This window comes from Cryobacterium sp. N19 (assembly GCF_002929595.1).
Taxonomy (GTDB): domain Bacteria; phylum Actinomycetota; class Actinomycetes; order Actinomycetales; family Microbacteriaceae; genus Cryobacterium; species Cryobacterium flavum.
The window spans coordinates 238,508-252,185 of the sequence record NZ_PJJR01000048.1 but is presented as its reverse complement, the minus strand read 5'-3'; the positions used below and the strand labels follow the sequence as shown (position 1 = coordinate 252,185).

Annotated in this window: 13 protein-coding genes; 7 read left to right on the top strand and 6 right to left on the bottom strand. The window is 66.5% G+C overall.

Translation table 11 applies throughout. The features are described from left to right. Window position 1 precedes the first annotated feature (1 nt). The 4 genes from CXY78_RS07430 to pdhA all read right to left on the bottom strand — a co-directional run bounded on the left by CXY78_RS07430 (window position 2) and on the right by pdhA (window position 4,438). A complete protein-coding gene (locus CXY78_RS07430; RefSeq protein ID WP_104088813.1) occupies window positions 2–664 on the bottom strand; it encodes a 4a-hydroxytetrahydrobiopterin dehydratase in 663 nt (220 codons plus the stop codon). Window positions 665–858: 194 nt separating this feature from the next. Beyond that, window positions 859–2,280: a dihydrolipoamide acetyltransferase family protein gene (locus CXY78_RS07425; RefSeq protein ID WP_104088812.1), complete on the bottom strand. Its 1,422-nt coding sequence runs from the start codon at window positions 2,278–2,280 to the stop codon at window positions 859–861. Further along, window positions 2,277–3,236: an alpha-ketoacid dehydrogenase subunit beta gene (locus CXY78_RS07420; RefSeq protein WP_233206121.1), complete on the bottom strand. Its 960-nt coding sequence runs from the start codon at window positions 3,234–3,236 to the stop codon at window positions 2,277–2,279. Before CXY78_RS07420 ends, CXY78_RS07425 begins: the two co-directional genes overlap by 4 nt. A gap of 89 nt (window positions 3,237–3,325) precedes the next feature. Further along, a complete protein-coding gene (pdhA, locus tag CXY78_RS07415; RefSeq protein WP_092340997.1) occupies window positions 3,326–4,438 on the bottom strand; it encodes a pyruvate dehydrogenase (acetyl-transferring) E1 component subunit alpha in 1,113 nt (370 codons plus the stop codon). 131 nt (window positions 4,439–4,569) lie between these two features. On the opposite strand from pdhA, the gene CXY78_RS07410 reads away from it, so the two are divergent. The 7 genes from CXY78_RS07410 to CXY78_RS07380 all read left to right on the top strand — a co-directional run bounded on the left by CXY78_RS07410 (window position 4,570) and on the right by CXY78_RS07380 (window position 12,278). After that, window positions 4,570–5,031, top strand: a complete 462-nt coding sequence (locus CXY78_RS07410; RefSeq protein WP_092340996.1) for an Lrp/AsnC family transcriptional regulator — start codon at window positions 4,570–4,572, stop codon at window positions 5,029–5,031. 186 nt (window positions 5,032–5,217) lie between these two features. After that, window positions 5,218–5,703 (top strand): NADH-quinone oxidoreductase subunit B family protein, encoded by a 486-nt coding sequence (locus tag CXY78_RS07405; protein WP_092340995.1) that lies wholly within the window; start codon window positions 5,218–5,220, stop codon window positions 5,701–5,703. Further along, window positions 5,700–7,718, top strand: coding sequence for a proton-conducting transporter membrane subunit (locus tag CXY78_RS07400; protein ID WP_104088809.1), 2,019 nt, complete (start codon window positions 5,700–5,702; stop codon window positions 7,716–7,718). The genes CXY78_RS07405 and CXY78_RS07400 overlap by 4 nt, the downstream gene beginning before the upstream one ends. Continuing rightward, window positions 7,715–8,668, top strand: coding sequence for a respiratory chain complex I subunit 1 family protein (locus tag CXY78_RS07395; RefSeq protein WP_092340992.1), 954 nt, complete (start codon window positions 7,715–7,717; stop codon window positions 8,666–8,668). The genes CXY78_RS07400 and CXY78_RS07395 overlap by 4 nt, the downstream gene beginning before the upstream one ends. Window positions 8,669–8,680: 12 nt before the next feature. Beyond that, window positions 8,681–9,340, top strand: a complete 660-nt coding sequence (locus tag CXY78_RS07390; RefSeq protein WP_092340991.1) for a hypothetical protein — start codon at window positions 8,681–8,683, stop codon at window positions 9,338–9,340. Further along, window positions 9,340–10,788: a proton-conducting transporter membrane subunit gene (locus CXY78_RS07385; protein WP_092340990.1), complete on the top strand. Its 1,449-nt coding sequence runs from the start codon at window positions 9,340–9,342 to the stop codon at window positions 10,786–10,788. Before CXY78_RS07390 ends, CXY78_RS07385 begins: the two co-directional genes overlap by 1 nt. Beyond that, window positions 10,788–12,278, top strand: a complete 1,491-nt coding sequence (locus tag CXY78_RS07380) for an NADH-quinone oxidoreductase subunit C (RefSeq protein WP_198412797.1) — start codon at window positions 10,788–10,790, stop codon at window positions 12,276–12,278. Before CXY78_RS07385 ends, CXY78_RS07380 begins: the two co-directional genes overlap by 1 nt. Window positions 12,279–12,312: 34 nt before the next feature. Here CXY78_RS07380 and CXY78_RS07375 read toward each other — a convergent pair whose 3' ends face one another. Next, window positions 12,313–12,648, bottom strand: a complete 336-nt coding sequence (locus CXY78_RS07375; protein WP_198412796.1) for a metalloregulator ArsR/SmtB family transcription factor — start codon at window positions 12,646–12,648, stop codon at window positions 12,313–12,315. Window positions 12,649–12,699: 51 nt separating this feature from the next. Then, a complete protein-coding gene (locus CXY78_RS07370; protein ID WP_092340989.1) occupies window positions 12,700–13,557 on the bottom strand; it encodes an SGNH/GDSL hydrolase family protein in 858 nt (285 codons plus the stop codon). Window positions 13,558–13,678 lie beyond the last annotated feature (121 nt).

Genomic DNA, 13,678 nt, shown 5'->3' with positions numbered 1-13,678 from the left:
GTCAGAAGGCGGCGGTGCAGACGCAGAGCTCGTTGCCCTCGACGTCGACGAGCACCCACCAGTCGGGTGCGTGCTCGTCGGTGAGCAGTACGCCGCCGACTTCAAGCACGGCCGCGACCCGTTCCTCGGCGTCGTTACTTGGCACGTAGACGTCGAGATGGATGCGGTTGCGGTCGGTGCGGGCGATCTCCATGTGCTGAAACCAGACCTTGGGGGCGAGGCCGCGCGGGTCCACGAGTTCGATGCCGTCGTCGCCGGCCACCTCGGTGTAGCCGAGGCCAGCGCGCCAGAATGGGCGCACGGCATCCGCGTCGGTGCAGTCGATCGCGATGTCATAGCGCGTCGGCTGCGCGGGACGCGAGGTAGCACCGAGGGTGTCGGCGATCTGCTGCACGCGGGCGGCGAGCTCGAGGTCACGCGCGGTGACTCCCCCGGCGTCGTGCGAGGTGAGGGTGAGTGAGACGGTGCCGTAACCCAGGCGTACGTCGGGGTGGTGGTTCATCTGCTCGGCCACGTCGCCGACCCGGTTGACCAGTTCCAGGGCAGAGACGAAGTCCTTGGTGCGGAAAACGGCGTGCAGGCATCCGTCGAGGTGCACGAAAGCTGTGCCCGTCAGCTGCTTCTTCGTCGTGAAGGGGGCTAGGAGTGCACGTTGAGCGTTCATGCCTCCACTCTGCTCCGCCGCCGCACCCCGGTCAACTACCCGTCTGGTGCATAACTCCTGCAATTTGCAGAGCCAAAACTCGGATGCCCCGGAATTCCGCGGAACTCTTTGGGCGAGCTAACAAATTGCAGGAGTTATGCGCACCAGAGTGGGTAAAGACGACTAGTGCAGGGGAGGGAGCGGATCGGCCAGGGTTAGACCATGGTCAGCACGCGGGCCGGGTCGGCCAGGATCGTACCGATGTCGGCGAGAAAGCGGGAACCCTGCTCGCCGTCGACCAGTCGGTGGTCGAACGACAGGCTGAGCGTGAGCACCTTGCGCAGTGCGACCTCGCCGCGATACTCCCACGGCCGAGAACGGATGGCGCCCATCGCCAGAATCGCCGCCTCGCCAGGGTTCAGGATGGGCGTGCCGGCATCGATGCCGAACACTCCGATATTGGTGATGGTGATCGTGCCGCCGGACAGCGCCGCCGGGGTGGTGGTGCCGGACCTGGCCGCCGTGGTGAGTTCGGCGAGCGCGGCAGCCAGGCCACGCAGGTCGAGCCGGTCAGCATCGACGATGTTCGGCACGAGCAGCCCACGCGGGGTTGCGGCAGCGATGCCGAGGTTCACGTGGTGGAACTGCACGATCTCACCGGCCGGCTCGTCCCAGCGGGTGTTCACCGAGGGGGTGCGCCCGACGGCGAGGCAGAGCGCTTTGGCCACCACGGTGAGGATCCCGATGCCGGCGCCTTCGAACTGCCGGTCGGTGCGCAGGGAATCGAGCAGTTCGACGGTCGGTGTGACGTCGATGGTGAGGAACTCGGTCACGTGCGGCGCGGTGAACGCGCTCTGCACCATCGCTGCCGCGGTGAGCTTGCGCAGGCTCTTGATCGGCGAGCGGGTCTCGCGCACGTCGTCGCCGCGGCTCGTGGCCGGTGCCGCTGTGGGCGGTACCGCTGTGGGCGATACAGCCTCCCCGTGCACGGCGGGAGTCGGCACGGATTCGGTGATGTGGGCGCGAACGTCGTCCCGAGTGATCAGACCGTCTTTTCCGGTTCCGGTCACCGTAGTGAGGTCGATACCGAGGTCGCGGGCCAGGGCCCGCACCGGCGGCGTCGAGCGCGGGCGTTCGGCAAGTGGTACCGGGACGGGTGCCTCGGCGGGCTGGTCGGTGGATACTGCGGCCGGCGTCACCGCGGGCACCGGCGCGGCGGTCGTCGAAGTTGCGGGAGCGGGCACCGATTCCGCGCCACCCGCGCGGGCCCGACGCTGGGGGTGGCCGCCGCGCTCGACGGCGGGGCCATAGCCGACCAGGTTGGCCTCGCGCTGCTCAGCCGGAGCGGCGGCGCCGGCCGTGGTATCCGTTGGTGCCGTAGAAGTCGGTTCGGCCCCGCCGCCGATGTCGAAGCTGACAATGGGTTCGCCGACGTGCACGACCACACCGGCCGGCTGGTGCAGCACGCTGACCACTCCAGCGAACGGGCTCGGCAGTTCGACCACGGCCTTGGCGGTTTCCACGTCAGCGATGTGCTGGTTGAGCGTGACCTCGTCGCCCGGAGCTACGAGCCAGGCCACAATCTCACTCTCGGTGAGACCCTCACCGAGGTCGGGCAGTTTGAATACCTTGATCATCGACGCCCCATGACCCGGTCGACACCGTCGAGAATGCGGTCGAGGTCGGGCAGGTAGTGGCTCTCCAGCTTGGCTGGCGGGTAGGGCACGTCGAAGCCGGTCACCCGCACCGGGGCGGCCTCCAGGTAGCTGAAGCAGCGTTCGGTGATGGTCGCGATGATCTCCCCGCCGAGTCCACCCGACTGGGCTGCCTCATGGGTCACCACCACACGCCCGGTCTTTCGAACGGATGCCTCCACCACCGCATAGTCCACCGGTGACAGCGACCGCAGGTCGATGACCTCGATCGAGATTCCCTCGTCGAACGCGGCCAGCGCCGCGTCCTTCGCGGTGGACACGAGCGCGCCGTAGGTGAGGAGCGTGACATCCGTTCCCGGAGTCACGATGACGGCTTGCTCCATCGGGGCGCCGAGCTCCGGCACGACCTCACCCTTCACGTGGTAGCGACGCTTGGGTTCGAAGTAGAGCACCGGGTCGTCGCTGGCGATGGCCTGGCGAATGAGGCTGTAGGCGTCTTGGGCATTGGAGACGGCGATCACGCGCAGTCCGGAGGTGTGGGTGAAGTAGGCCTCGGGTGATTCGGAGTGGTGTTCGGCCGCTCCGATTCCGCCGCCGAATGGCACCCGGATGGTGATCGGCATGCGCACGGCTCCCTGGGTGCGGTAGTGGAACTTCGCGACCTGGCTGACGATCTGGTCGAAGCCGGGAAAGATGAAGCCGTCGAACTGAATCTCGCAGACCGGGCGGTAGCCACGGTAGGCCAGGCCGACTGCGGTGCCGATGATTGCCGATTCGGCGAGCGGTGTGTCAATGACCCGGCGAGCGCCGAACTGGGCGAGCAGGTCGCTCGTGACCCGGAAGACACCGCCGAGGGCGCCGATGTCCTCGCCGAGGAGCACCACCTTGGGGTCGTCGAGCATGGCCTGGCGCAGGCCCTCGTTGATGGCCTTGCCCATGGTGAGGGTCTTGGTCTCGGTCAACGGGACTGGCTTCGGGGCATCAAGGCCGGGCAAGGTGGTGGGGGTCGTCAGGGTGGTCATGGTCATCACACCGTTCCATTTTGTTCAGCAATATCGAATTGTGTTCCAAAGCTCGTGAGATACCCGGCATACTCGGCGCGCTGGCGCTCCAGGGTGGCGTTGGGAGTGGAGTAGACATGGTCGAATACGCTGAGCGGCTCGGGGTCCGGCATGCCGATGCAGCCGGCGCGCAACTCGGCGGCCGCGGCATCGGCGATCGCCTGGGTGGCCGCTTCAACCTCGGGGGTGATTTCACCGAGCTTCGTCAGCAACCGGTGCAGGCGCAGCAACGGGTCGCGGGTCTTCCACTCGGCCAGTTCGGCCGGGTCTCGGTAGCGGGTGGGGTCATCCGCTGTGGTGTGCGGTCCCATGCGGTAGGTGACCGCTTCGATGAAGGTGGGGCCGCCGCCGGTGCGGGCCCGGTCGAGTGCGATTCGGGTCGCGGCCATGACCGCGATCACGTCGTTGCCGTCGATGCGCAGGCTCGGGATGCCGAAACCCGGCGCGCGATCGGCGATGTTGCGGTGAGCCTGTACCCCGACCGGTTCGGAGATGGCCCACTGGTTGTTCTGGCAGAAGAAGACGACCGGGGCCTGGAAACTCGCCGCGAAGACCATGGCCTCGTTAACGTCCCCCTGGCTCGTGGCGCCGTCACCGAAGTAGGTGATGGCCACGGCATCTGTTTCGTCGCGCTGGGCGCCGAGGGCCCAGCCGGTGGCGTGCAGGGTCTGCGCGCCGATGATGATGTTCGGGGTGGCCATCTGGACGGTGTACGGGTCCCAGCCGGACTGGGCGTTGCCGCGCCAGACCTTGACGATGTCGGTGAGGTTCACGCCGCGACAGTAGGCGACCGCGTTCTCGCGGTAGCTCGGAAAGATGAAGTCGTCGCTGCGCAGGGCGCGAGCGGAGCCGACCTGCGCGGCTTCCTGGCCGAGCAGCGGCGGCCACAGGCCGAGCTCGCCCTGGCGTTGCAGGGCGGTCGCCTCGGTGTCGATGCGGCGCACCACGACCATGTCGCGGTAGAGCGCCAGAAGGGCCAACCCGTCGAGATCGTCGACCCACGGGTCGAAGTCGGGCCGGGGCATCCGCTCGCCGTCAATCGAGAGAAGCTGCACCAGCTGGGGGGAGAAATCAATCATGGGTCGCTCCGAGCGTCATTGCTAAAGTTGACGTGAGCCTATGTCGACCCGACAGGGAGCACAACCACTGTGAAAAATAGTGAGCAGAGTGCCCTATTCAGGCTCGCCAGACCGTGTTAATGTTTTGCACTATGTACAGCCTTGACAAGACCGACACGAAGCTACTCCAAGCGCTCTCCGCCGACCCGCGCAGCACCTTCGTCGCGCTCGCCGACACCCTGGGCCTCTCCCGCAACACCGTGCAGGCGCGCATGAAGCGATTGGAAGACTCTGGCGCCTTTCTCGGCTTCGATCGCCGGATCAATCCGGCCGCCCTCGGCTACCCGCTGACCGCATTCATCGAGGTGCACGTGCAGCAGAAAAGGCTCGCGCAGATCGTGATCGACCTCGCGCTGATCCCCGAAATCGTGCAGGCGCACGGCATGAGCGGGCAGACCGACCTGCTGGTACGGGTCGTCTGCACGGATGCCGCCGACCTGTTTCGCATCGACGGCACGATCCTCGCCTGCGAGGGTGTCGAACGCACGGAGACCTCGCTGGCCATGGGCGAGGTCATCCCGTATCGCCTCACCCCGCTGCTCGACCGTGGCTAGTCGTCGGGATCTATTTGCTAATTTCTTTATATAGTTATATAAAGAAGTAATGAAGTTATTTGCGCTGGTAGTCTTTCACTCAACCAGACGCACCGCAGAATCCGTCGCCTGCCCAACACCTTCGACTTTCGCGCTCCCCACAGAAGGCACCAGCTTCGTGAACATGCATGCACACCGGGGACTCGTATGAGCTTCCTGCGATTGGCCACCCTTATTCGTAACGGCTCACGCATCGCCGAACCGGCCCCGCCCGCCCCGCCACTGTTGGCGGGAGCTGAAGTGTTCGGTGGCAGCGTGCAGGTGCGGTTCATCAACGCCGGCGGCTGCAACGACTGTGCGCTCGAAGTGTCCGCAGCCTTCGGCCCGGTCTACGACGTGGAACGCTACGGCGTGCGCCTCGTGCCCTCACCGCGGCACGCCGACGTCCTACTCATCGTCGGCAGTGTCACCCGCAATATGGCGGAGCCGCTACGTCGGACGATTGAGGCCACCCCGACCCCCCGGTTTGTGATCGCGGTCGGCGACTGTGCCCTGCACGGCGGTGCCTTCCGCGACGGCTACGGCATCATGGGTCCGGTGTCCGACTTCGTGCACGTCGATATCGAGGTACCAGGCAGTCCGCCGGAACCGACCGAAATCGTGCAGGCCCTCCGCCGGATGACCGGCCGATGACCGGCATCGGAGCTGGGCTCCTCCTGCAACTGGGCCTCGGCGCGCTGGCCGTCACGAGCGCCCTTCTGGCGGCACCGTCCCTGCGGTCACGGGCGGGCGGCATCCTCTGTACCCTCATCGCCGTCACCGGCTTTGTGACCGGCCTCGGCGCCCTGCTCGGCGCCACCGGCGGCCTGCTCATTCCGATCGCCCTGCCAATGGACCCGCTACTGCTGGCTCCCGACCGCCTCGGCGGCCTGTTCATGCTCGTGGTTTCCGGCGTCGGCATTCTCGTGTCGCTCTACTCGATGAGTTCCACCCGCGGCCCCGACGCCAGCCGCACCGCCTGGGTGGCGATGCCGGTATTCCTCGTGGGAATGCAGCTGGTACCGGCCGCGACCGACTCGGTGTCGTTCCTGCTGGCCTGGGAGATCATGACCCTCGGCTCCACCGTGCTGCTGCTCGCCGACCATGCCAGCCGCGCCACCGTCGCCTCGGCCGGCATCTGGTACTCGGCCATGTCCCAGTTGAGCTTCTTCTTCATTCTGGCCGGATTCGCCGTGCTCGCTGCCGCGTCGGGCGGAACCAGCTTCACCAACCTGCAGGCGATCGAACCCGGCTCGTGGGCGGCGAACGTGGCCTTCGTGCTGTTCCTACTCGGTTTCGGCGGCAAGGCCGAACTGGTGCCGCTGCACGTCTGGGTCCCCCGGGTGCTGCCCGAAGCTCCCAGCCACGTCTCGGCCGCGATGAGCGGGGCCATGGTCAAGATCGGCGTGTACGGCGGCCTGCTGGTCTGCGTACGGCTACTCCCCGACGGTCCGGCCTGGTGGGGAATCGCGATCATGCTGGTCGGAGGCGCATCCGCTCTTTACGGCATTCTGCAGGCGTCCGTGTCGAGTGACCTCAAGGTGTTGCTCGCCTACTCGACCACTGAGAACATGGGCCTGGTCTTTCTCGGCCTCGGGGCGAGTATGCTGCTGCGCGGCTACGACGCCACCGCAGCAGCAGATGCCGCGCTCGTCGCCGCCCTGCTCCTCGCCGTCAGCCACGCCGCGTTCAAATCCACGCTGTTCCTCGGCGCCGGCGCCATCATCCACGCCACCGGCGAGCGCAACCTGGACCGCCTCGGCGGACTCGGCGCCCGCATGCCGGTCACCGCCGCCGCGTTCGGCATCGCGAGCCTCGGCGCCGCCGCCATTCCGATCACCAGCGGCTTCGTCGCCGAGTGGATGCTGCTGCAGTCGCTCATCCACGGTGGTCGTCAGGGCGGGGCGGTCGTCTCGGTCGCGGCATCCGTCGCCATGCCCCTGGCCGTCGCCGTGATCGCCCTCACCGCGGGCCTGGCCCTGCTCACCTTCGTCAAGGCCTACGGCATTGCCTTCCTGGCCCGCCCCCGCAGCGCCCCAGCAGCGGATGCCCGCGAGGTGCCGCCGCTCATGCAGCTCTCCCTCGCGCTCGGCGCCCTCTCCGTGCTCGCTCTCGGGCTGCTCCCCGGGCCGATCGCCGCGCTCGTGGCGAACACGGTCAGCTCGAACCCCACCGCCGCAGTGCAGTCGGTCGGTCTGGGCGGGGTGTCGCTACCCGGTATCGGGGTGGTACTGGACCCGATCATGCTCGTCGTGCTCTCCGCCCTCGTCGCCATCCCGGTGGTCGTGTCGATCGTCGTGTCGGCCCGGCGGCATCCGCATCGCACCGTCGACCTGCCCTGGGGTGGCGGCGGTTCCCGGGCGCGGCCGCGCATGCAGTACACGGCGACGTCCTACGCCGAACCACTGGTGCGGGTCTTCGACGACGTGCTCAAGCCGTCCCGTGATGTGCAGGTCACCCACGTGGCTGAGTCGCGCTATCTGGTGGAAAAAGTACGGGTCGAACAACACGTCTCCGACGTGATTGAAACCCGGCTGTATCGGCCGGTACTCAACCTGTTCCAGCGTTACGGCATCGTCGTACGGCATGTGGCCAACGGCAGCATCCACCGCTATCTGTCCTATTCTTTCGTTGCTCTGCTGATCGTGCTGATTGTGGTCTCGCTATGAACGCCGTCGTCAGCGCCATCATCATCGCTTTCGTGCAGGTCCTGCTGTTCGTCTTCCTCGCCCCGCTCCTCATGGGCGTGATCCGCCAGGTGCGGGCCACCATCGAAGGTCGAGCCGGTGCCGGAATCTGGCAGCCCTGGCGCGACGTGCGCAAACTGCTCGCGAAGAATCCGGTGCGTGCCGAAGGCAGCAGCTGGATGCTCAAGGCAGGCCCGGTCGCTCTGATGGTCTCCAGCCTGCTGCTCTGCGTGCTGCTGCCGCTCGTGGGGACCATACCGTTCCCGTCCATTCCGAGCGACCTGTTCGTGATCGTCTCGGTCATGCTCATCGGCGTGGTCGCGCTCGCTCTCGTCGGACTCGACGGTGGTACGGCCTTCGGCGGCATGGGATCCAGCCGACATATGACCGTCGCGGCCCTGGTCGAACCCACCCTGTTGCTCTCGGTCTACGCTCTGTCGATTCCGGCCGGAACCAGCACAATCTCGGCGATCGTCGAGACCCGGCTGTTCTCCCCCGAGGTGATCATCTCGCCCGTCAGTGTGTTGGCGCTCGTGGCATTGTCGATTGCGATTATGGCTGAAACAGCTCGGCTGCCCGTCGATAATCCGGGCACCCACCTCGAACTGACTATGCTGCACGAGGCAATGACCCTCGAAGCGAGCGGCCGCGACCTGGCCTGGCTCGAGGTCGGTTCCTGGCTGAAACTGGCCGCCCTGCTCGGCTTGGTCAGCAACCTGGTCGTGCCGTGGGGTGTCGTCACCGATTTCAGCGCTCTGGGCCTCGCGATCGGCGTGGTCAGCATCGCCGTGAAAGTGCTCGTGCTCGGTGTTCTGCTCAGTGTCGGCGAGATCTTTTTGGCCAAGGTGCGCCTGTTCCAGGTCCCCGAGCTTCTCGCGGGTTCCTTTGCCCTCGCCTTCCTGGCCGTCACCGCCTCCTACCTGGTCGCCTGAGGAGCATCCGTCGTGTTTGAAACTTTCTATCCCCAACTGATCGGCTTCTGCACCGGCGCCCTGCTGCTCACGAGCGCGCTGATGGTCTGGCGTCATTCCCTGCTCGCCTCGATTCGCCTGCTCGCCCTGCAGGGGGTAGCCCTCGCCGCGCTCGTGGCGGTGATCGGCATCGCCGAGGGCGAGTCCGAACTGGTGCTGGTGTCGCTGCTGATCCTGTCGGTGAAGGGCGTCGGCCTGCCCTGGGTGCTCGCTCACCAGTCCAAGGCGTCGATCAAGCAGATTCAGGAATCGCCCCGACTCAACCCGACCGCCGCGCTGCTCGCCGTCACCCTGCTGACGATTCTCAGCTACGTCGTGGTCAGCCGCGTCTTCGGCCTCGGCGACAGTGAGACCGGCCACGCCGCACCGATCGGCCTGGCCATGGTGCTCATCGGCTTTCTGCTGCTGATCAGCAGGCGCCGTGCGCGCTCCCAGCTCATCGGCTTTCTGCTGCTCGACAACGGCATCGCCACCATCGCCTTTTTGACCAGCGGCGGCGTGCCTATTCTGCTCGAGTTCGCAGTCTCCCTCGACGTTCTGCTGGTCGTGCTCATTTTGCACGTGTTCGCCGGCCGCATGCGCACCAAGTTCGGCGGCACTGCCGTTGATCAGCTCAGAGAGTTGCACGACTGATGTCATTTGTTCTGTGGATTCCCCTGGTCGGCCCACTGGCCTTCGCCGGCCTCAGCCTGCTGCTGCGCGGATCGGCACTGCGCCGTTTCGTCGGAGTCGCCGCGTCGAGCGCGGTGCTCGTCTCCGGCCTGCTGCTGGTCAGCGCGGTGCTCGACGGTGCCGTGTTCGAAAGCGGCGGCGGCATGCTGCGTGCCGACGCCCTCTCGGCCTACATGCTCAGCGTCGTCGGAGCGGTCGGACTCATCTCCACCTGGGGTGGCCTCAGCAGCGCGGCGTCGAGCCGCACCAGGGATGCCGCCGGCTACGAGGCGCTCATCGCCTTGTTCCTGGCCGCGATGTCACTCGCCGTGCTGGCCGACAGCATCGGCCTGATGTGGGCCGCCGTTGAGGCAACGACCATCGCCACCGCATTCCTGGTCGGCCACCACCGCACCCGCCGGTCCCTCGAAGCAGCCTGGAAATACGTCATCCTCGGCTCGGTCGGTGTGGCCATCGCGCTGCTGGGTATCGTGCTGATCTACGCTGCCTCGGTCGGTACCGACACCCCGACCCTGTCCTGGGTGCTCCTGAGCCAGGCCGACCGCGGCCTCGACCCGGCGCTGATCACCGCCGGCGGCGCCCTGGCCGTGCTCGGTTTCGCCACCAAGTCGGGTCTCGCCCCGATGCACAGCTGGCTGCCGGATGCCCACAGCCAGGCCCCAGCTCCGGTCTCCGGCCTCATGTCGGGCGTGCTGCTCTCGGTCGCGCTCTACGCCATCCTGCGCATCCAGTCGATCACCAACCTCGTGATCGGCCCGGAGTTTCTGCGCACCATGCTCAGCATCGGCGGCCTGCTCTCCCTGCTCGTGGCCGCGTCACTGCTCATTCGCCAACGCGACTACAAGCGGATGCTCGCCTACTCCAGCATCGAACACATGGGCCTGATGGCGATCGGTGTGGCGATCGGCCCGGCCGCGCTCCCCTCGGTGCTGCTGTACATTCTCGGCCACGGCCTGATCAAGGCAACCCTGTTCGTGATCTCCGGTCGTATCCTCAAGGTCGAGGGCACCCCGGTGATCTCGGACGTGCGCGCATTGTTGGTGCGACGGCCTGGCCTCGCCGTACCCTGGCTCATCGCCATGGCCGCCATCGTCGGCTTTCCCCCGTTCAGCATCTTCTTCTCCGAGGTCGGCATCATCATGGCTGGCTGGTCGGTGGGCCTGGGCGGCGTCGTCGGAGCGGCCCTCGTGCTGCTTCTGGTGATCTTCGCCGCGTTCACCCGCCTCACCGTGCAGATGACCATCGGCGCTCCCCCGGACGGCGCCGCGTTCACACCCGACTATTCGACCCACGGCCCGCGCCTGCCGATCATCCTGGCCCTGGTCACGACAGCCACGATCGCTTTCGTGGCCGAACCGGTCGGCACTCTACTGTTGCAGGCCACAGCCGTTCTCGGAGGTACCAACTAATGGCTGACGAACTAATGCCGGGCGAACTCCGCCACCTCGACCGTGCGGAATTGCCGGCCGCCGCCGGGGCGCTGCTCGATGCCGGCAGCCGGCTGGCCCTGGTCGCCTGCCACGAAGACGACGACCACTTTCGCATCGTCTATTCCTTCGTCGGGGCCGCATCGTTGCGGGCCGACCTGGTGGTCACTGTGCCGCGGGACGATGCCTGGATTCCCAGCCTCGCCGAGATCTCCCTGCCGGCCGGCAACTTCGAGCGCGGCATCCGCGACCTGTACGGCGTCGTTCCCCGCAACCACCCGCAACCGCACCGCCTGGTTCGCCACGGCCACTGGCCGCGCGGCTGGTACCCGATGCTGCGCGCCAACGCCATCGTGCCCGAGTTCGAGCCCGACGTCGAGTCATTCCCCTTCGTGCCGGTTGAGGGCCCCGGCGTCTATGAGATCGCCGTCGGTCCGATTCACGCCGGCATCATCGAGCCCGGCCACTTTCGCTTCTCGGTCGTCGGCGAGACCATCGTGCGCATGGAAGCCCGCCAGTGGTACCTACACCGTGGTGTCGAGAAGGTGTTCGAGGGCAAGACTGCGGGCGAAGGCGTGCTTCTGGCCGAGCAGATCAGCGGCGACACCGCCGTCGGTCACTCCCTCGCCTTCGTCATGGCTGTCGAGCAGGCCGCCGGTATCGAGGTGTCGGAGCCCGACCGGCTGCTGCGTGCTCTGCTTCTGGAACTCGAGCGTCTCTACAACCACGTGACCGATCTTGGTTCCCTGGCCAACGACGTGGGGTTCAGCATCATTGACGCGCACGCCCAGGGGCTCCGTGAGCAGCTGCTGCGCATCAATAAGTCGGTCACCGGACACCGACTCCTGCGCGGTGCGCTGAGCGTCGGCGGCACCCGTGTGAACGCGCTCCCCGAAGCCGCCGATCTGGTGCGCATTGCCGCAGCCATGGCCGAACTGGCCGGCATCACGCTCGGCCATGCCATCGTGCGCGGCCGTTTCACCGGCACGGCCCGGCTCTCCAACGCGCACGCGACCCAGATCGGAACGCTTGGCTACGTCGCGCGCGCGTCGGGTATCGACACGGATGCCCGCAACGAGCATCCGTTCGTCAATCTCGGCGAAGTCTTTCACGTCGTGACCGAAGACAGCGGCGACGTGCTCGCCCGGTACACCGTGCGCGCCCGCGAGGTCGAGGTGTCGACCGCGGTCGCCGTCGACCTGCTCCGACGCCTGCAGGGCCACACCGGAACCGCGTTCAGCGTGAACCCGACGAGCGCTGGCACCGGGCTCGCCCTGGTCGAAGCGTGGCGCGGAACGGCAACCCACCGAGTTGAACTCGCCGCCAACGGCACGCTCGCCCGCGTCAAGGTCGTCGACCCGTCGTTCCTGAACTGGCCGGCCGTACCGGATGCCCTGTCGGAAACCATTGTTCCCGACTTTCCGCTGGCCAATAAGAGCTTCAACCTCTCCTACGCCGGCAACGACCTGTAGGCCGGCTCAGGCCCGTTCGGGCGCAAAGCAGCAACTACTCTTGCTCGAGGTGGCGGAGCAGGGCGTGCGAGTCGGTGAGGTTGGCCAGCACCATACGCTTGGCCGCGGCCAGCAGCTCAACCGCGCTCGGGTCGCGCAGGGCATAGAAAATGGAGTTACCTTCCCGGCGGGTGACGACGACGCCGGCACGGCGCAGTACGCCCAGCTGCTGGGACAGGTTGGACAGCTCGCAGCCGAGTGCTTCGGCGAGTGACCCCACCGAGCGTTCGCCGGCGACGAGCTGTTCCAAAACCTGCACGCGCAACGGATGCCCGAGCGACTTGAACAAGTCGGACTTCAATTGGGCAGCGGGCAAACCTGAAGACAACACAAGTTTAGTATATCGTTACCTTATGATTCTTTCAACTAGATAGGGCCGCTCTCACCTGCGGCGCAGCAGCCCGTCATTCACGAGGGCACGCGCGTAGCCGAGGCTGTTGCCGAGGGCGTTCGGGTGAAAGTTGGCCGACGCGAATGGGTTCAGCGGATCAAACGCGAAGTATGGTACTCGCGAACCTACACCGTGCGCGGCGAATTCCTGCGAGGCATCAACGAAGCGGATGCGCGGGATCGCCATCGCAGCGACGGATCCGGCAATCACCGTGTTCAGCGCGTCTGTGGCCCCATTGAGTACATCGCCCAGCTGGGAGAATCCGGGCTTGAACTGGCGCGGGTAGCTCAAGACCGCGATCTTCGCCTGCGGCAGCGTTGCCGCTACCAGGCCATACGTGCCCACGAGCTTGGGAGCGAGAACGCTCAGCTGAGCCACGCTGTTGTTGATTGCACCGAGGCAAACCGGACTGGCCGGGTCGGGCGCACAGGCCGCCAACACGACGTTGGAGCCGGCATCGATGCCGCCAACGGTGAGGGTGACGAGGGCGGTACTGGGGCTCACTCCGAGAAGTTGAGCCGGGATATCCGCTGTGCTGGCCCCGGAACAGGCATTATTCGACACAAGTCGATAGGGGCTGATTACGGCCGAGAAGATCGGGTAGCTCGCCCGCTTGGAACGCAGGCAAGCGGTGCCGTCGAACATGTACGGCGGCGCGCCCTGACCAGAGGTGAATGAGTCGCCCAGGGCGACATAGCCGGGAGCGGATGCGCCAACCGAGGCTGCGGGACCGGAATTGGTCTCAGCCAGTGCCGGGGCGCTCACCGCGCCAGCGAGCAGGGCGCCCGTGAGTACAGCGACGGCACCGAGGCGTTGCAGGAATCGTAAAACTAATCGTTGATTTGTCATGCCGCGAAAGTAGACCCGGTCATCAGACCCCGCAAGGCGTTGTCAACGACTCAGATTCGGGCCGCGCGCGAAAAGGCCCGCACTGCAAGCAGTGCGGGCCTTCCGTCTACCCGACCGACCT